At 62.7% G+C, this 19,278-nt stretch carries 17 protein-coding genes and 2 pseudogenes; 13 read left to right on the forward strand and 6 right to left on the reverse strand.

Annotation, left to right across the window (positions count from 1 at the left end):
• Window positions 1-21: 21 nt before the first annotated feature.
• Window positions 22-480, reverse strand: a complete 459-nt coding sequence (locus H9K75_RS25345) for a CZB domain-containing protein (protein ID WP_226858670.1) — start codon at window positions 478-480, stop codon at window positions 22-24.
• A 452-nt stretch (window positions 481-932) separates the two neighbouring features.
• Here H9K75_RS25345 and H9K75_RS02550 point away from each other — a divergent pair, with 452 nt between their 5' ends.
• Window positions 933-2,213, forward strand: a complete 1,281-nt coding sequence (locus tag H9K75_RS02550; protein WP_187724646.1) for a purine-cytosine permease family protein — start codon at window positions 933-935, stop codon at window positions 2,211-2,213.
• A gap of 66 nt (window positions 2,214-2,279) precedes the next feature.
• Here H9K75_RS02550 and thiD read toward each other — a convergent pair whose 3' ends face one another.
• Window positions 2,280-3,131 carry a bifunctional hydroxymethylpyrimidine kinase/phosphomethylpyrimidine kinase gene (thiD, locus tag H9K75_RS02555; protein WP_187724647.1) on the reverse strand — a complete coding sequence of 284 codons (852 nt, stop codon included), beginning with the start codon at window positions 3,129-3,131 and terminating at the stop codon, window positions 2,280-2,282.
• A 282-nt stretch (window positions 3,132-3,413) separates the two neighbouring features.
• Between thiD and thiO the strand changes: the two genes are divergently transcribed.
• From thiO to H9K75_RS02610, 12 genes and pseudogenes are all read left to right on the forward strand, one after another.
• Entirely contained in the window at window positions 3,414-4,508 is a 1,095-nt protein-coding gene (thiO, locus tag H9K75_RS02560; protein ID WP_404826401.1) for a glycine oxidase ThiO, read from the forward strand.
• 26 nt (window positions 4,509-4,534) lie between these two features.
• On the forward strand, window positions 4,535-4,732 hold the full coding sequence (gene thiS / locus H9K75_RS02565) for a sulfur carrier protein ThiS (RefSeq protein ID WP_187724649.1): 198 nt from the start codon (window positions 4,535-4,537) through the stop codon (window positions 4,730-4,732).
• A 43-nt stretch (window positions 4,733-4,775) separates the two neighbouring features.
• Window positions 4,776-5,599, forward strand: a pseudogene (locus H9K75_RS02570) (thiazole synthase).
• Between the two features lie 7 nt (window positions 5,600-5,606).
• Window positions 5,607-6,506 (forward strand): thiamine phosphate synthase, encoded by a 900-nt coding sequence (locus tag H9K75_RS02575; RefSeq protein ID WP_187724650.1) that lies wholly within the window; start codon window positions 5,607-5,609, stop codon window positions 6,504-6,506.
• Window positions 6,507-6,572: 66 nt separating this feature from the next.
• Window positions 6,573-8,101: pseudogene (locus H9K75_RS02580) on the forward strand (3-hydroxyacyl-CoA dehydrogenase).
• Window positions 8,102-8,158: 57 nt separating this feature from the next.
• The gene (locus H9K75_RS02585; protein ID WP_187724651.1) at window positions 8,159-8,938 is read left to right on the forward strand and encodes an oxepin-CoA hydrolase, alternative type; all 780 of its coding nucleotides are present in this window, start codon (window positions 8,159-8,161) and stop codon (window positions 8,936-8,938) included.
• A gap of 75 nt (window positions 8,939-9,013) precedes the next feature.
• Window positions 9,014-9,733, forward strand: a complete 720-nt coding sequence (locus H9K75_RS02590; protein ID WP_187724652.1) for a Crp/Fnr family transcriptional regulator — start codon at window positions 9,014-9,016, stop codon at window positions 9,731-9,733.
• Between the two features lie 75 nt (window positions 9,734-9,808).
• Window positions 9,809-10,456, forward strand: a complete 648-nt coding sequence (locus tag H9K75_RS02595; protein WP_187724653.1) for a trimeric intracellular cation channel family protein — start codon at window positions 9,809-9,811, stop codon at window positions 10,454-10,456.
• A gap of 205 nt (window positions 10,457-10,661) precedes the next feature.
• Entirely contained in the window at window positions 10,662-11,789 is a 1,128-nt protein-coding gene (gene nadA / locus H9K75_RS02600) for a quinolinate synthase NadA (protein WP_187724654.1), read from the forward strand.
• A 108-nt stretch (window positions 11,790-11,897) separates the two neighbouring features.
• On the forward strand, window positions 11,898-13,133 hold the full coding sequence (gene nadB, locus H9K75_RS02605; protein WP_264293952.1) for an L-aspartate oxidase: 1,236 nt from the start codon (window positions 11,898-11,900) through the stop codon (window positions 13,131-13,133).
• Window positions 13,118-13,351, forward strand: a complete 234-nt coding sequence (locus H9K75_RS23375) for a hypothetical protein (RefSeq protein ID WP_226858475.1) — start codon at window positions 13,118-13,120, stop codon at window positions 13,349-13,351. Before nadB ends, H9K75_RS23375 begins: the two co-directional genes overlap by 16 nt.
• A 224-nt stretch (window positions 13,352-13,575) precedes the next feature.
• Window positions 13,576-14,331, forward strand: a complete 756-nt coding sequence (locus tag H9K75_RS02610; RefSeq protein WP_264293954.1) for an IclR family transcriptional regulator — start codon at window positions 13,576-13,578, stop codon at window positions 14,329-14,331.
• Between the two features lie 80 nt (window positions 14,332-14,411).
• Here H9K75_RS02610 and H9K75_RS02615 read toward each other — a convergent pair whose 3' ends face one another.
• From H9K75_RS02615 to ilvN, 4 genes are all read right to left on the reverse strand, one after another.
• On the reverse strand, window positions 14,412-15,557 hold the full coding sequence (locus tag H9K75_RS02615) for a D-alanyl-D-alanine carboxypeptidase family protein (protein WP_187724656.1): 1,146 nt from the start codon (window positions 15,555-15,557) through the stop codon (window positions 14,412-14,414).
• 113 nt (window positions 15,558-15,670) lie between these two features.
• Complete coding sequence (locus tag H9K75_RS02620) at window positions 15,671-17,209, reverse strand: 2-isopropylmalate synthase (RefSeq protein WP_187724657.1); 1,539 nt, start codon at window positions 17,207-17,209, stop codon at window positions 15,671-15,673.
• A 333-nt stretch (window positions 17,210-17,542) separates the two neighbouring features.
• Complete coding sequence (ilvC, locus tag H9K75_RS02625; RefSeq protein WP_187724658.1) at window positions 17,543-18,559, reverse strand: ketol-acid reductoisomerase; 1,017 nt, start codon at window positions 18,557-18,559, stop codon at window positions 17,543-17,545.
• Window positions 18,560-18,667: 108 nt separating this feature from the next.
• Window positions 18,668-19,159 carry an acetolactate synthase small subunit gene (gene ilvN, locus H9K75_RS02630; RefSeq protein WP_187724659.1) on the reverse strand — a complete coding sequence of 164 codons (492 nt, stop codon included), beginning with the start codon at window positions 19,157-19,159 and terminating at the stop codon, window positions 18,668-18,670.
• Window positions 19,160-19,278: the final 119 nt, after the last annotated feature.

Raw genomic sequence — 19,278 nt, forward strand, 5'->3', positions numbered from 1 at the left:
CGCGCTCGGCCCCGGGGACCCTTATGCGGCTTTCGGTTGCAGATCGACCACTTCCACGTACAGCGAGCTGAGCAGCCCCATCACCTTGATCGAATAGCGCGAGTAGTCGCCATGGCGCAGTTGGTCATTGGCCTCCTGTGTGTGCTTTTCGTCATGCATCTGCACGATGCGCCCCGCAGCCAGATGGAACTGGCCGTGCGACACCTTGAGTTCGCCAAACGACGGCAGATGGCCGAACTCCGCAGCGCCGCGTCCATTGATCCACTTGCCGAGCAGGCACTGGTCATCACGACAGATCGTGCGGTAGTCGAGCTTTTCATCGGACTCATCGGCCAGATACCTGGACAGGCGGCTCTTCCAGTTGCGATGTGCCTGAATGGCGGTGGTGAAATCGAGGCCACCTGCCGTCTGGTCCGATTCCTTGATCGCACCCGCGATGGGCGCCGCCGCTGGGGCGATTGACTGAACCGCGCCTGTCACGGGCGCTGCCGAAGGCTGAATTGCGGGTCGGTGGGCCGCGCTTCTGGCGGGGAAGGTTCAGTTTGCTTGCTGCCGTTCTTGATCCAGTCGAAAAATCCCACGTTGCGCTCCCATCATGCAAAGATTTCATAAATTTGAATTGATCGCATCAAATCGATCAATTCAGTTAATAAATGTTATCTTGATAAAAATCAAAACGCCAATAGATTTTTACGAATTTTGGATCTTTTTGAGACTGTAGGAGATTGACAACTCCCGCCAAAAAACCCTTCGACTTACGGGCGAATCGCTATACTCGCGCGGTCTTGCTGGGGCGTGATCAATGCGGCAATTTCCAGCGCGTCGACGCCGACGAATGACACCGCGCCGCACGGCCATCATTCGCATGGTCGTCACGGGGAATTCACCCTCGCCCAGCCCCACGCGTATCACTTGACTCGACCGGAGCGTGCATGCCTTCCACCCCCTCCCCATTGGCCAACGAAGCCCTTGCGCCCCTGCCCGCCGATCGGCGCGTGTTCCGCTGGCACGACCATGCGGCGCTGTGGTTCAACCTTGGTGTCGGGCTGCTGGTCATGCAGGTGGGTGCGTTTCTCATACCTGCCCTGAGCATGCCGCAGGCGCTGCTTGCCATCGTGCTGGGATCGCTCGTCGGCGCCGGGCTGCTGGGCTGGGTGGCGCAGATTTCCTGTGACAGCGGCCTCGCGAGTGCCGGCCTCATGCACACCGTCTACGGCCGCAGGTTCGCAAGCCTGCCGATCATGCTGAACATCGTGCAACTCATCGGCTGGGGCACGTTCGAACTGGTGGTAATGCGCGATGCCAGCGTCGCCATCGCGCGGCAGTCCGGCGTTGCCTCGCAAGCGTGGTGGCCTGTGGTGGCAACGCTGATCTGGGGCGGCGCGGTGGTCGCGCTGATCAGTGGCTCAATGGTGCAACTGGTGCGCAAGCTGATTGCCCGCGTGGCCCTGCCCCTGGTCGTGCTGTCGCTGCTGTGGCTGACCTGGCGGTTTCTGGCCGTGGCGCTTGATCTTGGCTTTCACGTGATCTGGGATCGGCCCGGCGACGGCAGCATGGGCGTCATGCCCGCACTCGATCTGGTGATCGCCATGCCGATCTCATGGCTGCCGCTCGTGGCCGACTATGCGCGCCATGGGACGAGCGGCAGGGGCGCGCTGCGCGGCACCTGGATCGGATATGCGATGGCAAACATCTGGTGCTATTCGCTCGGCGTGCTGGTGGCTCTGGTGCTGCCGAGCGCCGACCTCGTGACCGCGCTTCTTCTCGCGCAGGGTGGCCTGATCGCGCTCTCGCTGATCCTGATCGACGAGGTCGACAACGCCTACGGCGACGTTTACTCGGGCGCGGTTTCCACCCACAGCCTGCTGCCACGCTGGAGCGTGCGCCGCTGGGGCATGCTGATCGGCGTGGTCTGCACCTTGCTCGCGCTGGTGTTGCCGATGCATAGCCTCGAACCTTTTTTGCTGCTGCTCAGTTCCGTGTTCGTGCCGCTGTTTGGCGTGATCCTCGGCCGACTCTCGGGAGCCGGTGGACGCACGCAGCAATGGCTGGCCCAAGCCGGTCAGGTGCATTGGCTGCCCGTGGCGATCTGGCTGGCGGGCATCGCCTGCTACCACCTGCTGCCGCTGCTTGCACCGGCATTGGGTTCGGCCATTCCGACCCTGGCGATCTGTTTTGTGCTGACGAAACTGCTGGCTTCGCCGCGTCAATGAACGCAGGTTGCCGGATTTGAAAATCCGGCATGCGGTTGATAAGCCGTCCTGGCGGCTATCGAAAGATCAGCCGATCACCACCTGCGCGACGGGCGCGTAACCATGGTTGAGTGGCCCATGGCCGTGGCCGGTATGCACGTCGGCTCCGGCCTGGATCGCGCCCAGAATATAGGCACGCGCATTCTCCACGGCCTTGAGCAGCGTGTCCCCGAGCGCGAGTCGCGAGGCGATGGCCGACGACAGCGTGCAGCCCGTGCCATGCCCGTTATGCGTGGCGATGCGCTTGGAGCCCAGTCGGTAATGATCGCCGCGCGAAAGCGCCAGCATGTCCACTACCCAGTCGCCCGGAAGATGACCGCCTTTGAGCAACGCGGAGCGCGCGCCGAGATCGAGCAAGGCATTCGACGCGTCCTGCAAATCGTCCTCGCTTGCAATCTTGCGCCCAAGCAACCAGCTCGCCTCATCGAGATTCGGCGTCACGAGTTCGGCCAGCGGAAACAGCTCGCCGACCAGCGCGGCTTCGGTTTCCTGCGCGATCAGGCGGTCGCCGCTGGTGGCGACCATCACCGGATCGAGCACCACATGCGGCAATTGAAAGCGCCGGATTGCATCGGCCACCACCTGCACCACCTCGGGCGAATGCAGCATGCCGATCTTGACCGCGTCCACGCCGATGTCTTCCACCACGGCGTCGATCTGTGCCTTGAGCATCTCCGGCGGAATGCCGTGAATGCCGCGCACGCCCAGCGTGTTCTGCGCGGTGATTGCGGTAATCGCCGTCATCCCGTAACAACCGAGGGCGCTGAACGTCTTGAGATCGGCCTGGATGCCCGCGCCGCCACCGCTGTCGGAACCTGCGATGGACAGCACGCGGGCGTAGTGCCGACGCGGCTGCGTCGTCTGTTGATCATTGCTCATGGCAAAAATTATCCTGCATTCCCATGCCCCTGCGTCCACGCGCCAAATCGCCAGCAATTCCCACGCGAGGGACATGAAACAGCTCAAGGTTTTCAGCATCGTCATTGTGTTGTAATCTCTCTTCGGACGAAACAGGGGTGCCCATGTGCAAGCATGCGGCTGAGAACATACCCTGGGCCTGCGCCCGCTACCCGATCCAGACAATGCTGGCGTGGGGAGTTTCTGCAATGCGGCACCGGCGTGTTTTGTCCTTTTGTTGCCTACAAAGCTGGAATGGACGGAATGCTTTCTCTGCAAAAAAACTCCACGATCACGATTCTGGGCGCGGGTCTGATGGGCCGCCTGCTGGCCGTCGAACTCGCACGAAAAGGCCATCGCGTCGAGGTTTTCGAGGCGCAGGGAGCCGACGCAAGAGGCTCTGCCGCGCACGTCGCGGCGGCCATGCTCGCGCCGCTGGCCGAATCGGCCGTGACCGAGCCCGGCGTGGTGCGCATGGGGCAATATTCGCTGCCGCGCTGGAGGGAGTTGATCGGCCAGCTCTCGCAACCGGTGTTTTTTCAGCAGAACGGCACGCTGATTCTCTGGCACCGGCTCGACGCCGGCGAGGCCCAGCGTTTTCAGCACAAGCTCAGCCAGACGCAGTCGCAGATCGCCGATCTGCCGCCACTTCAAATGTTGAACGGCACACAGGTCGATGCGCTCGAGCCTTCGGTCGCCACGCGTTTTGCCAACGGCATGTACCTGCCCGGCGAGGGTCAGCTCGACAACCGCCAACTGCTTGCGGCGCTCGAATTCGCGATGACCGAACTGGGCGTGAAGGTGCACTGGAATACACCGAGATCGGTCGAGGATTTTCACCCCGGCAGCGCCGGCCAGCCCGACTGGCTGCTTGATTGCCGCGGTCTGGGTGCCAAGCCGCGATGGAATGCGCTGCGCGGCGTGCGCGGTGAAGTCGTGCGCCTACATGCGCCCGAAGTCACGCTCGCGCGTCCAACCCGGCTGGTGCATCCGCGCTATCCGATCTACATCGCACCCAAGGAAAACCACGTCTTCGTGATCGGTGCGACGGAGATCGAATCCGACGACATGTCGCCCGCCAGCGTGCGCTCCGCGCTCGAGTTGCTGTCCGCCGCTTACGCGGTGCACTCCGGCTTTGCCGAGGCGCGCATCCTCGAGATCGGCACGCAATGCCGCCCCACGCTGCCCGACAATCTTCCTGCGGTGCGCCGCGTAAGCAAGAATGTGCTCGAAGTGAACGGCCTGTACCGCCACGGCTTCATGATTTCGCCAGCGATGCTGGATGTGGTCATGCAGGTACTGGAGACCGGACAATCCGAACTCGCGCCCCGTTTTGATCTTTCCGTGCGGCTCGACTAAAGCGCGCGGCACCAAGGCCCCACACCATGAACGTGACCGTCAACCAGAACTCCGTCGATTTGCCAGACAACGCCAGCGTCGCCGACCTCGTTGCCCAGTTGCAGGCCAAGCCGCCGTTCGCCGTGGCGGTCAACATGCAGTTCGTGCCCAAGGCGAGCTACGCCACGCACGCGCTTGCGCAGGGCGATTCGGTTGAACTGATCTCGCCGGTCACGGGCGGTTAAGCAGACCCCAGGCACGGCACACACAAGGAAGGTTGAACACAGCATGTCCACCCACAACCCCGACAACAACACCGCCAATGATCCCTTCGTGCTCTACGGCCAGACTCTGCAGAGTCGGCTGATGCTGGGCACGGCGCGCTATCCCTCGCCCGCCGTGCTACAGGCGGCGGTCGCGCGTGCCAAACCCGGCATGGTGACCGCGTCACTGCGCCGCCAGGGCAGCAACGCCGCCGAGACCGGCAACAGCTTCTGGGAGCTTTTGCGCAGCCTGCGCGTGCCGGTGCTACCCAACACGGCCGGTTGCCATAGCGCGCAGGAGGCCATCACCACGGCGCAGATGGCGCGCGAGGTGTTCGCCACGCCGTGGATCAAGCTCGAACTGATCGGCGACGATTACACGCTGCAGCCGGACACACTGAACCTCGTCTCGACCGCCGAGCATCTGATTCGCGAGGGTTTCTGGGTGCTGCCCTACTGCACCGAAGATCTGGTGCTGTGCCAGCGTCTCGTCGATGTGGGCTGTCAGGCCGTCATGCCCTGGGCCGCGCCCATCGGCACCGGTCGTGGCCCCATCAACCCGTATGCGCTGCAAATGCTGCGCGAGCGCCTGTCCGTGCCGATGCTGGTGGACGCGGGCCTCGGCCTGCCATCGCATGCCTGCCAGGTGATGGAATGGGGATTCGATGGCGTGCTGCTGAACACCGCCGTGGCGTTGGCCACCGACCCGGTCGCCATGGCGGGCGCGTTTGCCGACGCGGTCTTCGCGGGCCGAGCCGCGCGCATTGCGGGCGCGATGACGCCCAGGCCTCCGCCCAGCCCAGCACGCCCGTGCTTGGCACGCCGTTCTGGCACCACAACAATGGATGATCGGCCAATGAACTCCATTCAAGCCATGCAGCAGGCGATTGTCGACGCGCACTCGCGTGATTTCGCCGACTTTCCCGCTCAACCCGGACCCACGCCGACAGAGGATGACCCGGTCTACCGAGCCGCCCTCGCCGCGTGCAGCCAGCTCGGCTTCATCGCGCAGGATGCGGAATGCGTCGCGCGGGCATGGCAGGCGCAAACGCTGCGCATCGGCACCTTTGACGCGAACCACTGGCCGCAGGAGCCCGCAGACTTCGGCTTGCAACCCGTGCCACACGCGAGGCCATTTGCGGCGTGTCCGAGACATCTGGGTCTCTACGCCGTGCTGCCCGACGCCACCTGGGTGGGCCGCATGGCCCGCGCCGGGGTGCCCACCGTGCAACTGCGCTTCAAGTCGAGCGATCCGCAGGCCATAGAAGCCGAGGTGAAGGCCGCCGTCAAGGCCGTCGAACATACGGGCGCGAGCCTCTACGTGAACGACCACTGGCGCGTTGCGATTGCCGCAGGCAGCTACGGCGTGCATCTGGGACAGGAAGACCTCGACGCGCTCACACCCGATGAAATCGGCGTCCTGCGCGACTCGGGCGTGCGCCTTGGCGTCAGCACCCATGGGTATGCCGAGATGCTGCGCTCCGATGCGGTCGCGCCGAGCTACATCGCGATGGGCGCGGTCTTCCCCACCACGCTCAAGCAGATGGCGACCGTGCCGCAGGGCGTGGCACGGCTTGAGCGCTATGCCGCGCTGATGCGCGACTATCCGCAGGTGGCGATTGGCGGCATCGGCATCGAGCAGTTTCCGCAGATCCTCGCCACCGGCGTGGGATCGATTGCCGTGGTGCGCGCCATCGTGAATGCGGCCGACCCCGAAGCCGCTGCCGCCGCGATGATGCACGCCATGAAGGAATGACGTCGGGAAAAAATCTCACGTCTGGCAAGCCACACGTGCGAGCACTCATGCCGCCATAATCGTGGCATGAGCAGCACCACCATTACTTTTTCTCAGGTCGGCCTGGTTGGCACGGGTGCCATGGGCCGTGGCATTGCACAGATCGCCGCGCAGGCGGGCAGCAAGGTCTGTCTATTCGACACCAACCCGGAAGCTGCGGCATCCGCCAAGATGCAGATCGAGCAGCAATGGCAGAAGCTCGCCGAAAAGGGCAAGATCGACCCGGCCAACGTCGAGCGCTGGTCCGCGCTGCTGACGCCCGTCACCGCGCTGAACGACCTCAGCGAATGCGACCTGATCATCGAAGCGATTCTCGAACGTCTGGACGTCAAGCGCGAATTGTTTGCAGAGCTTGAGAACATCGTCACCAGCAACGCCGTTCTCGCCACCAATACCTCGTCGCTGTCCGTTACGGCGATTGCCGCAGGCCTGAAAACCGCGCACCGTTTCGCGGGCTACCACTTCTTCAATCCCGTGCCGCTCATGAAGGTGGTGGAAGTCATCGCGGGCCTGAAGACCGACGCGCCCACCTGCGAACGCCTCACGCAATATGCACGCGAGATGGGCCACACGCCCGTGACGGCACAGGACACACCGGGCTTCATCGTCAACCACGCGGGCCGTGGCTACAACACCGAAGCGCTGCGCATCCTGAACGAAGGCGTGACGGACATCGTGACCATCGACCGCATCCTGCGCGATCAGGTCGGTTTCAAGCTCGGCCCGTTCGAGCTCATGGATCTGACCGGACTCGACGTGTCGCATCCCGTGATGGAGTCGATCTACAACCAGTACTACCAGGAGCCACGCTACCGGCCGAGCGTCATCGCCGCGCAGCGCGTGGCCGGGGGCGTCTATGGCCGCAAGACCAGCGAAGGCTTCTACCAGTACGACAACGGCGTGCAGCAGATCCCCGAAGAGCCACCCGTGCCCGTGGTCGAGAGAATGCCGCCGGTCTGGGTATCGACCCGCGCCGCGCGCCGTGCAGAGCTTTATCAACTGCTCAAGGATCTCGGCGCCAAGGTCGAGACCGGACAGTCGCCATCCGCCGAGGCGCTCACGCTGGTTGCTCCGCTCGGCTTCGACGTCACCACGGTGGCCGTGGTCGAGCGGCTTGATCCGGCACGCACGGTCGGCATCGACATGCTGGTGGAAGATGCTGCGACCAAACGCCGCGTGCTCGCCACCAATCCCGCCACGCGCACCGACTACCGCGACGCCGCCCATGCGCTGTTTGCAAGCGATGGCAAGAAGGTCTCGGTGATCCGCGACAGCGGCGGCTTCGTCACGCAGCGCGTGGTGGCCTCGATCGTCAACATCGCCAGCGACATCTGCCAGCAAGGCGTTTGCTCGCCGCAGGATCTGGAGACCGCCGTCACCCTCGGCCTCGGCTATCCGATGGGCCGCTCGCCATGGGCAACCGCTGGGGACCAACCAATGTGCTCGAAGTGCTGTTCAACATGCAGACCGTCTACGGCGACACGCGCTACCGGCCAAGCCCGTGGCTGCGCCGTCGTGGTGCCATCGGTCTGAGCCTGATGCACGAAGAGGAATGATCTCGTCGCTCGTTTTTTTCTTTCCCACCTTCTCCCATAACAAGAGACAAGCCCGCCATGCCCGCCGAACTCCAGAGTGTCAGCCATGACCACACGATGGTGCTCACCATCAACGATCCGCAAACCCGCAACGCGCTGGGCCCCGACATCTATGCCGCCGGTGTCGAGGCGCTGAACGGCGCGGAGCGCAATCGCGACATACGCAGCGTCATCATCACCGGCGCGAACGGCATGTTCAGCGCCGGAGGCAACCTCAACCGGCTACAGGCGCGGCGTCAGGAAAGCGCCGAGGAACAGGCACGCGGCGTGAACGCGCTGCATGGCTGGATCGACACCATCCGCAACTTTCCCAAACCGGTGATTGCCGCCGTCGAGGGCGCCGCGGCGGGCGCGGGTTTTTCGCTGGCTCTGGCGTGCGACTTCATCGTCGCCTCGCGCGAGGCCACGTTCATCATGGCCTATTCGCGCGTGGGCCTGTCTCCCGACGGCGGCGGCACCTGGAGCCTTGCCAACGCGTTGCCGCGCCAGTTGGCGATGGAGATACTCATGGGCGCTGACAAGGTGGACGTGCAGCGCCTGCACACGCTTGGCGTGATCAACCGCGTCACGCAGCCGGGTCAGGCGCTCGACGACGCGCTCGCATTCGCCGCCCTGCTCGACCAGCGCGCGCCCAACGCGCTTGCCAGCATCAAGGAGCTGGTTGGCGATGCGCGTTCGAACAGCCTTCACGCCCATCTCGATCAGGAACGCGACCATTTCGTCAAAAATCTCTCGCATACCAATGCCGGTGAAGGGATTACCGCATTCTTTGAAAAACGTCCTGCGCGTTATCAGTAAGATGGTTGCCACACCGCCGCGACGCGCATCACACCGTTGATGGCCCGCGGCCTGTCCGTCACTCCCAATCAGCCTATGGACGAGCCGATTCTCAACATCGAAGAACGTGCAGCGATCAACAGTGGTCGCTGGTTTTCCTCACTCTCGCCTTCGTTGCGACACGACATTCTTCGATGCGCCTATGTGAAGCGGTTTCGCGACGGCGGCCTGATCAGTGCACGCGGTGACCCGCCGGACGAATGGATCGCCTGCGCGCGCGGTGCGGTGCGCGTGAGTTCGACCTCGATCTCGGGCAAGCAGATCACGCTGACCTATGTAGAGCCCGGCATCTGGTTTGGCGACGTCGCCATGTTCGACGGGGATCGCCGCACGCACGATGCCTATGCCCACGGCGATTCGACCATTCTGTGCGTGGCAAGAGCCGACTTCAAGAAAATCCTCTCGCAGCACGCCGAACTCTACGACGCCTTGCTGCAACTGCAATCGCGCCGCATCCGCCAGCTCTTTGGCCTTGTCGAAGACCTGAACACTCTGCCGCTGCGCTCGCGCCTTGCCAAGCAGTTGATCCACCTGGCCCGCAGCTACGGCGTTCCCAGTCTGGCAGAGGGCGACGAGATTCGCATTGGTCTGCAACTAGCGCAGGAAGAGTTGGCGCAGCTGCTGGGCGCTTCCCGCCAGCGCGTGAACCAGGAGCTCAAGGCCATGGAACGCGAAGATGCCATCCGCATCGAACCGGGCGGTCTGGTCGTGCGTGACCGCTCCAAACTCATGCGCATCGTGGACTCAAGCCACTGACGCTTCGCCATCCGCCCGGGCCTGACGCATCGAACCGCTGGAAAACGCGGGCAGATTGCGGCCACAATTCAGCCCATGCCTCTCAACACGCCTCAAATACTGGACACGGCGCGCCAGGTTCTCGAAGTTTCGGCCACCATTGCGTTCGCGCTCTCCGGCGTGCTCAAGGCTGCGCACAAACAACTCGATGTCGTGGGCGTCAGCGTGGTGGCCTTCATGGCGGCGTTCGGCGGCGGCACGCTGCGCGATCTGCTGCTCGACAATCGGCCATTCTTCTGGGCGAGCAGCGACCACCTGGTCTGGGCCGTGATGATCCTCTGCGTCCTGGCCATCGTGTTCCTGCGCCAGAAGCACTTTCACATCACCGAACGCGCCATGCTATGGCCGGACATGCTCGGGCTGGGCCTCTTCACCGCCGTGGGCGTGGACATGGCCACCGAGGTCGGCATGTCGCCGCTGATCAGCGTGCTGATGGGCGTGGTCACCGGCGTCTTTGGCGGCGTGCTGCGTGACGTGCTCTGCGGCGAGATTCCGCAGGCCTTCAAGGATCACCAGCCCTATGCCGTCTGCGCCATGGTCGGTGGCTGCGTGGACCTGGTGCTCAGGCAATGGCTCGGCGCGTCCGAGACCACCGCCATGCTGGCCTGCGTGGCGGCCACGGCGGGCCTGCGCGCGATGGCGATCTGGCGGAAATGGCGCATTCCGTCATGGCAGGTGGAGTGAATCGTTTGAAGTCCCTGCGGCGGACGTCCTGAGAACGCGCCAACACACCAAAACGCACTTTTACACACGATGGCGCACGCCGCTTTCAGTGTCCAAGCCAGTTCCAAACAGTCGACGAAAAGAGATTGAAAATATTTTTGATCATATTGCTCATTTTGAGCATAATTCGACATCTCCAATGATCAAGGAGCAAGGAGACAAGGCCATGCAGCAATACCGAGCCGTGCAGTACGACCATCCAGACGGTGGCGCTTCTCGCGTGAAAGAAGTCTGGGCACGCGTGCCCGCCGAACCTGATCGACACGAACGTGACACCAGCTTGCAGCGCATTCGCGCGCTGCTGCAAAAGCGCGATGCCGTGATCGTCGCTCACTACTATGTGGATGGCGAACTTCAGGAACTCGCACGCGAGACTGGTGGCTGCGTCGGCGATTCGCTCGAAATGGCGCGCTTTGGCGCGGAGCATCCCGCCTCCACCCTCGTCGTCGCGGGCGTGCGTTTCATGGGCGAGACCGCGAAGATTCTGAGCCCGGAAAAAACTATCCTCATGCCGGACGACGAGGCCACCTGCTCGCTTGATCTGGGCTGTCCGGCAGACACGTTCAGCCAGTTCTGCGACCAGCACCCCGAACGCACCGTGGTCGTCTACGCCAACACCAGTGCGGCGGTGAAGGCGCGTGCGGACTGGGTCGTGACATCGTCGGTCGGCAAGGAGATCGTTGCGCATCTGCACGCGCGCGGCGAGAAAATCCTGTGGGCACCCGATCGCCACCTGGGCGCCTACATCCAGCAGCAAACCGGCGCCGACATGCTGCTTTGGCAGGGCTCATGCGTGGTCCATGACGAGTTCAAGGCGGACGAGCTGGCGTTGCTTGCGCACGAGCATCCCGAGGCGGCGATTCTCGTGCATCCCGAATCGCCTGCGCCGGTGGCGGCGCTTGCGCACGTCGTCGGTTCGACCACGCAACTGATCGCGGCGGCAGGTCGGCTCGAGAACGAGACCTTCATCGTTGCCACCGATCAGGGCATCCTGCACGACATGCGCAAGCGCTATCCACGCAAGCGATTCATGCCGGCGCCCACCGCGGGTCAGGGTGCCACCTGCAAAAGCTGCGCAATGTGCCCGTGGATGGCGATGAACAGCCTTGGCGGAATCGAACGCGTGCTGACCTCCGAAGTCGGTGCCATCGAACTGGACGCCGCGCTCGCTCTTGCGGCGCGCACGCCGATTGAACGCATGCTGCGGTTCGCGGCCGACGCAAAGCAGCGCGTGCGCGCCAGCGGCGAGTTCGCGCAGGACGCCGCACTGTTCAAGCACTATGGTCCGGCCTGAGACTCGCGCCCACATGAGCGCCCTGCCCTCCACCGACGTGCTGATTCTCGGCGCGGGCCTCGCGGCAATGACCACGGCGCTTTCGCTTCCCGGCATCTGCGGATCGACATGCTCAGCAAAGGCCGGCTTGACGAGTGCGCGAGCGCCTGGGCGCAGGGCGGCATCGCGGCGGCGCTCGACCGCGAAGACAGCGTGGAAGCGCATGTCAGGGACACGCTGATTGCGGGCGCGCACATCAACGACGCCAACGCGGTTCGCGACATCCTCGCGCAGGCGCCTGCGGCCATTGCGTGGCTGGCTGCACAAGGCGTGGAGTTTGACCGCACGACCGAAGGCAGCGATCTGCATCTGACGCGCGAAGGCGGACACAGCCATCGCCGCATCGTTCACGTGAAGGACCAGACCGGGCGCGCGGTGCACGCCGCGCTCACACGTGCCTGCCGCGCGCGCGGCAACATCCGCATGCACGAATCGCATACGGCGCTGGAACTGCTGCATTGGCGCACGGAGTCGGAGCACATCTGCACGGGCGCGCTTGTGCAGCAAGCCGATGGGCAACTGCGGCGGTGGTTCGCGGACCACACCGTGCTCGCGACCGGCGGCCTCGGACAATTGTTCGCGCGCAGTACCAACCCGTGGACCTCCACGGGCGATGGTGTCGCGATGGCGGCACGTGCCGGATGCCGGGTGCAGGATATGGAGTTCGTGCAGTTTCACCCCACGGCTCTGCAGGTGGATGGGCGTGCCGCCGGGCTCATCACCGAGGCCCTGCGCGGTGAGGGTGCCGTGTTGCGCCTGCCCGGCGGCGAGCGTTTCATGCCGCGCCACGACGCGCGGGCCGAACTGGCACCGCGCGACATCGTCTCGCGCGCCATTCATGCAGAAATGCACCAGCATCGTCTCGCCTATGTGCATCTCGACATTTCGCATCGGCCACGTACCTGGCTTGCGGAACATTTCCCGGGCGTGATGCAACTGTGCGCCGCGCATGGCATCGATATCGCGACGCAAGCGATTCCCGTCGCACCCAGCGCGCACTACGCCTGCGGCGGCGTGCGTGTGGATGTTCACGGGCGCACCGATCTGCACAACCTTCATGCCGTGGGCGAAGTGGCGTGCACCGGCCTGCATGGTGCCAACCGGCTTGCGAGCAATTCGCTGCTCGAATGCGTGGTCATGGGACGTGGAGCGGCCCACCGCATCGCCGTGTCCGATCCCGCGAAAAACCCGCCTCGGCCCGCCGCCCTGGATGCATACCCGCCCGGAACAGGCGCATGGGGCCGGAACTCGAGCGGCACTCGCGCGTTGCTGGCCTGCTCGCACAACAGATGGACGAATGCGTAGGCATTCGGCGCGATCAACAGGGCTTGAGCCAGGCGGCTCGCCAGATCGGTGAATGGCTGGCGACGCGGGAACTAGACCACCCTGCTCTGCGCAACCGGCTTGAGGCCTGTCGCCTGATCGTGAATGCCGCGCTGGTGCGCAGGCAAAGCTGCGGAGCACATGCGCGGGACGACGATCCAGAATTCCGTGCGACCGGTGCACAGGTAGCAACGATCTGAATCAACAGGCACGGTTCACTGTCGAAGCATGCAGAGCTTTGACTAGCCCCGCACGACTGCAAAATACCGCTACCATAAAGATAGCATTGAAGTCTTTCCGCAAACCATATCGCTGCAAAGCAATTTCACAAGATAAAATGCCGCACATCGCGAGACCTATGGTTTGCCATGAAAAAAAACTACTCAGACACCCCTGCCAAACCAGCGTCCAGGTCCTGGAACGCATGTTCATGCTGATCGACGTGCTGGCCTCACGCGAAGAGGCCATTTCGCTCAAGGAAATCAGCGAAAAGACGGGCCTGCACCCGTCCACCACACACCGCATCCTCAATGACCTGACGATAGGTCGCTTTGTCGACCGGCCAGAATCGGGCAGCTATCGACTCGGCATGCGACTGCTCGAACTCGGCAATCTGGTCAAGGCGCGCCTGTCGGTGCGCGATGCGGCGATGGCGCCCATGCGGTCGCTGCACAAGCTGATCCAGCAACCGGTGAATCTGAGCGTGCGCCAGGGCGACGAAATCGTCTACGTGGAGCGTGCGTACAGCGAGCGCTCGGGCATGCAGGTGGTGCGCGCCATCGGCGGCCATGCGCCGCTGCATCTGACCTCGACCGGCAAGCTCTTTCTGGCGGCCGACGACCCGCAACGCGTGCGCGCCTACTCGACCCGCACGGGGCTGCCTGGACATACGCGCAACAGCATCACGCAATTGCCGATTCTCGAGCGCGAACTCGGCAAGGCCCGCCAATACGGCATCGCGCGTGACAACGAAGAGCTGGAACTCGGCGTGCGTTGCATGGCTGCGGGCGTGTTCGACGACCAGGGCCAGCTCGTCGCGGGCCTGTCAATCTCTGCACCGGCAGATCGCCTGGACGAGAACTGGCTGCCCAAGCTGCAGACCACGGCGCGCGAAATCTCGCAGGCGCTGGGCTTCATCGAAGGACAGCGCACGGCGTTCAACGGGCCGGTCGCCAACTAACCAAGCGTTTGGACCCGTCAAAAGCAAAAACCGCGCAGTGCGCGGTTTTTGCTCTTTGCAGCCTGGAAGAAGCGCGCTTGTCAGCTATTGCCGTGCTCTGTGCGAGCAAGCATATGGCCAGCGGGATGCGAGCGTTGCTCGACCCAGGTACGCACGCGCTCTGCGTCCGCGAGACGGCTGAACTTGCCTGCGGAATCAAGGAACACCATGATCAGCTTGCGACCCGAAACCTGAGCCTGCATCACAAGGCAACGACCCGCCTCGTTGATGAAGCCGGTCTTCTGCAGGCCGATGTCCCACAGCGGGCTCTTGACCAGACGATTGGTGTTGTTGAACTGGAGCGTGCGGCTGCCGACTTCCACCTCGTAGCCCGGCGAGGTTGTCAGTTCGCGCAGCAGGGCGTCGTTGTGCGCCACGCTCACCAACTGGGCGAGATCACGTGCGCTCGACTGGTTGCCGCTCGACAGTCCGGTGGGTTCGACATAGTGGGTCGAACGCATGCCGATCTGGCGAGCCTTCGCATTCATGCGCGCCACGAATGCCTCGAGGCCACCGGGATAGGTGCGCCCGAGCGCGTGGGCCGCGCGGTTTTCGCTGGACATCAGCGCCAGATGCATGAGTTCGCCACGCGTGAGCGTGGTGCCCACGGACAGTCGCGAACGGCTGAATTTCTCGGTGTCTACATCGTCCTGGGTGATGGTGATGGACTCGTTCATGTCGAGACGCGACTCCGACACCAGCAGGCCGGTCATGAGCTTGGTCAGCGAAGCGATCGGCAGCACTGCACCTTCATTCTTGCTGAGCAGCACTTCCTGCGTGTCCTGATCAATCACCAGCGCCACGCTCGATTGAAGCGACAGCGGATCCTGCACTTCATGCAAGCCGGCAATCTTTCCGAACGACTGCGGTGGCGGGGTAAAGGCAACGGCGCGCAACGGGGCCTTGGCGCTGCGCGCGGCCAGACGCGTGGTGGTGGTCTTACCCTTCGAGAGGGTCACCGCCACGCGGGCGGACTTGCCGCGCGAGACTTCCGCCGTCTTGCGCGCCTGCTTGTCCGAAGACTTTGCGACCGGGCGCTTCTCGGTTGCGGAAACTGCAGGTTTCTTTGCCGCGACGGCTCTTTTTTTCTCGGCTCCATGCGCGGCGGGAGCGGCCAGAGACACGCTCAATGCCACGAAGGCCAATGCATGAAAGAAACGTGCTGCGATGCGATTTCGGACTTGCATCAATATGCTCCAGGCGGCAATAAACGGTTGCAGTTTACACAATCAAAAAAAGTCACACAAGATCAAGACCTTACGCGACTCTTCAAGAAAGTGAGTTAATTATAAAACCGCTCTCATCCTTGTGCGGCTACTCGCTCCGATTTACTTTGTAACTTATTCAACGCACTCAGATAGGCTTTGGCTGACGCAACCACGATATCAGGATCGGCACCCACCCCATTGACCACGCGGCCGCTGCTCTGCAGGCGCACCGTGACCTCGCCCTGGCTCTCTGTGGAACCGCTGATCGCGTTCACCGAATACAGCACCATTTCGGCTCCGCTTTTCACGTGCGATTCGATGGCCTTGAGCGAGGCATCGACCGGTCCGTTGCCATCGGCTTCACCCTGGACTTCCTTGCCTTCGGCGGTAAAGACCACTTTCGCGTGAGGGCGTTCTCCGGTCTCACTGTGTTGAGAAAGCGACACAAAGCCAAACGAATCCTTGTGCGATATCGCATGTTCATCACTTACCAACGCCAGGATGTCTTCGTCAAAGATATCGCTCTTGCGGTCGGCCAATTCCTTGAAACGCGTGAACGCAGCGTTGATCTCGCCTTCGCTCTCCATCTCCACACCAAGCTCCTGCAAGCGCTGCTTGAATGCGTTGCGGCCCGAGAGCTTGCCCAGCACGATCTTGTTGGCCGCCCAGCCCACGTCTTCCGCGCGCATGATTTCATAGGTGTCGCGCGCCTTGAGCACACCGTCCTGATGGATGCCGGACGCATGCGCGAACGCATTGGCACCGACCACGGCCTTGTTGGGCTGCACGACGAAACCGGTGGTCTGGCTGACCATGCGGCTGGCGGCGACGATGTGCTGCGCATCGATGTTCACGTCAAGACCGAAGTAGTCCTTGCGGGTCTTGATCGCCATGACGACTTCTTCGAGCGAGCAGTTGCCCGCGCGTTCGCCCAGACCGTTGATCGTGCATTCGACCTGCCGTGCACCGCCGATCTTGACCCCTGCCAGCGAGTTCGCCACGGCCATGCCCAGGTCGTTATGGCAATGCACGGACCAGATCGCCTTGTCCGAATTGGGAATGCGCTCACGCAAGTCCTTGATGAAGTCGCCGTAGAGTTCGGGGATTGCGTAGCCGACGGTGTCGGGCACGTTGATGGTTGTCGCGCCCTCCTTGATGACGGCCTCGAAGACCCGGCACAAAAAATCCGGATCGCTGCGGTAGCCGTCTTCGGCGCTGAATTCAACGTCTTCACAGAGATTGCGCGCGAAGCGGATCGAGCTGACGGCCTGCTCGAACACCTGCTCGGGGGTCATGCGCAGCTTCTTTTCCATGTGCAGCGGGCTCGTCGCCAGAAACACGTGGATGCGTGCGCGATTGGCTCCCGCGAGCGCCTCGGCAGAACGCGCGATGTCGCGGTCGTTGGCGCGCGACAGCGAGCAGATGGTCGAGTCTTTTACCGCACCGGCAATCGAGCGGATGCATTCGAAATCGCCATTCGAGCTGGCCGCAAAACCGGCCTCGATCACATCGACCCTGAGTCGCTCCAGCAGACGGGCGATGCGCAGCTTTTCATCCTTGGTCATCGAAGCGCCTGGCGACTGCTCGCCGTCACGCAATGTGGTGTCAAAAATAATCAGTTTGTCAGTCATCGTGGTCTCCAGAGCGCTGCAGACAGGGCAGCTTCGTCAGTTGAGAGGAAGAAACAACCCGTATTCCAAGCGCAAAAAACAAAAGGCCCGCTGCGCTTGCATACGGGCCATGAGATGAACAGTTCGCTCGCGCGCCAACATCACAGCCCGAGGGGCAGTAGAGCTAGGGCGAGAGCCAACGTTTTCATAGGGGAAGAATGTAGCACAAGCCAACCGGATTGAGGCAAGGGATTACGGCAAATCGGTCAGCCGAAAGTCCATAAAAAAACCACCCGAAGGTGGTTTTCGTGGAGCCCCCGCAGCGCGCGCGACCGCGCCGGGTCTGCTCTTCTCTTAGTTCCTGGTTTGATCGACCAGCTTGTTCTTGGCGATCCAGGGCATCATGGCGCGCAGCTTGCCGCCAACCACTTCGATGCTGTGATCCGCGGTATTGCGACGACGCGCGGTCATCGATGGATAGTTCAGACGGCCTTCCTGAATGAACATCTTTGCGTAGTCACCATTCTGGATGCGCTTGAGGGCGTTGCGCATCGCTGCGCGCGACTGCTCGTTGATCACTTCGGGACCGGTCACGTACTCGCCGTACTCGGCGTTGTTCGAGATCGAGTAGTTCATGTTGGCGATGCCGCCTTCGTAGATCAGGTCGACGATCAGCTTGAGCTCATGCAGGCATTCAAAGTACGCCATCTCGGGGGCATAACCCGCTTCGACCAGCGTCTCGTAACCCATCTTTATCAGCTCGACCGCGCCGCCGCACAGCACGGCCTGCTCGCCGAACAGGTCGGTCTCGGTCTCTTCCTTGAAGTTGGTCTCGATGATGCCGGCCTTGCCGCCGCCGTTGGCCATCGCGTAAGACAGGGCGAGATCACGGGCCTTGCCGGACTTGTCCTGATGCACCGCAACCAGGTGAGGCACACCGCCACCCTGGGTATAGGTGTTGCGCACCGTGTGGCCAGGAGCCTTGGGAGCCACCATCCACACGTCGAGGTCGGCGCGTGGCACGACCTGGTTGTAGTGCACGTTGAAGCCGTGAGCGAAGGCCAGCGAAGCGCCCTGCTTGATGTTCGGTGCGACGTTGTTGGTGTAGACCTCGGCGATCTGCTCGTCGGGCAGCAGGATCATGACGACGTCGGCGGACTTCACGGCATCATTGACTTCCATGACGTTCAGGCCGGCCTTGCCGACCTTGTCCCACGAAGCACCGCCCTTGCGCAGGCCAACCACGACCTTCACGCCGCTGTCGTTCAGGTTTTGTGCGTGCGCGTGGCCCTGGCTGCCGTAGCCGATGATGGCAACGGTCTTGCCCTTGATGAGGCTCAGATCACAGTCTTTGTCGTAGAAAACTTTCATTTCGGCTCCGGGATTGATATGGGTGGTTGAAACGGAAAACTGGAAGAAAAAGAGAAAAAAGAAATGCGGCAGGCACCCTGCGCATGAGGCGTCGTTCAGGACGCTGGGTTACACGCGCAGAATTCGTTCGCCCCGGCCAATGCCGCTGGCGCCCGTGCGCACTGTTTCGAGAATGGCGGTGCGATCAAGGGCTTGCAGGAACGCGTCGTTCTTGGTCTGGTCGCCCGTCAATTCGACCGTGTAGCTCTTGTCCGTGACGTCGATGATACGACCGCGGAAGATGTCAGCCATGCGCTTCATCTCCTCGCGCTCCTTGCCGACAGCGCGCACCTTTACCATCATGAGCTCACGCTCGGTGTAGGAGCCTTCGGTCAGATCGACCACCTTCACGACCTCGATTAAGCGGTTCAGATGCTTGGTGATCTGCTCGATCACGTCTTCCGAGCCGGTCGTCTGGATGGTCATGCGCGACAGCGATGCATCCTCGGTGGGTGCCACGGTGAGCGATTCGATGTTGTAGCCTCGTGCGGAAAACAATCCGACCACGCGAGACAGGGCTCCGGGTTCGTTTTCCAGCAGAACGGCAATGATGTGTTTCATGATGCGCGAGTCCTCTTTTTGCTGCCCTCCCCGGTGCCGGTAAGCATCGGGCTCGACAGACAATAGATTCATCAAAAAGGGCGTCATTCTGAGCGAATGACAGGAAGTTCCGATCCGGG

This window comes from Diaphorobacter aerolatus, from assembly GCF_014489535.1.
Classification (GTDB): domain Bacteria; phylum Pseudomonadota; class Gammaproteobacteria; order Burkholderiales; family Burkholderiaceae_C; genus Diaphorobacter_A; species Diaphorobacter_A aerolatus.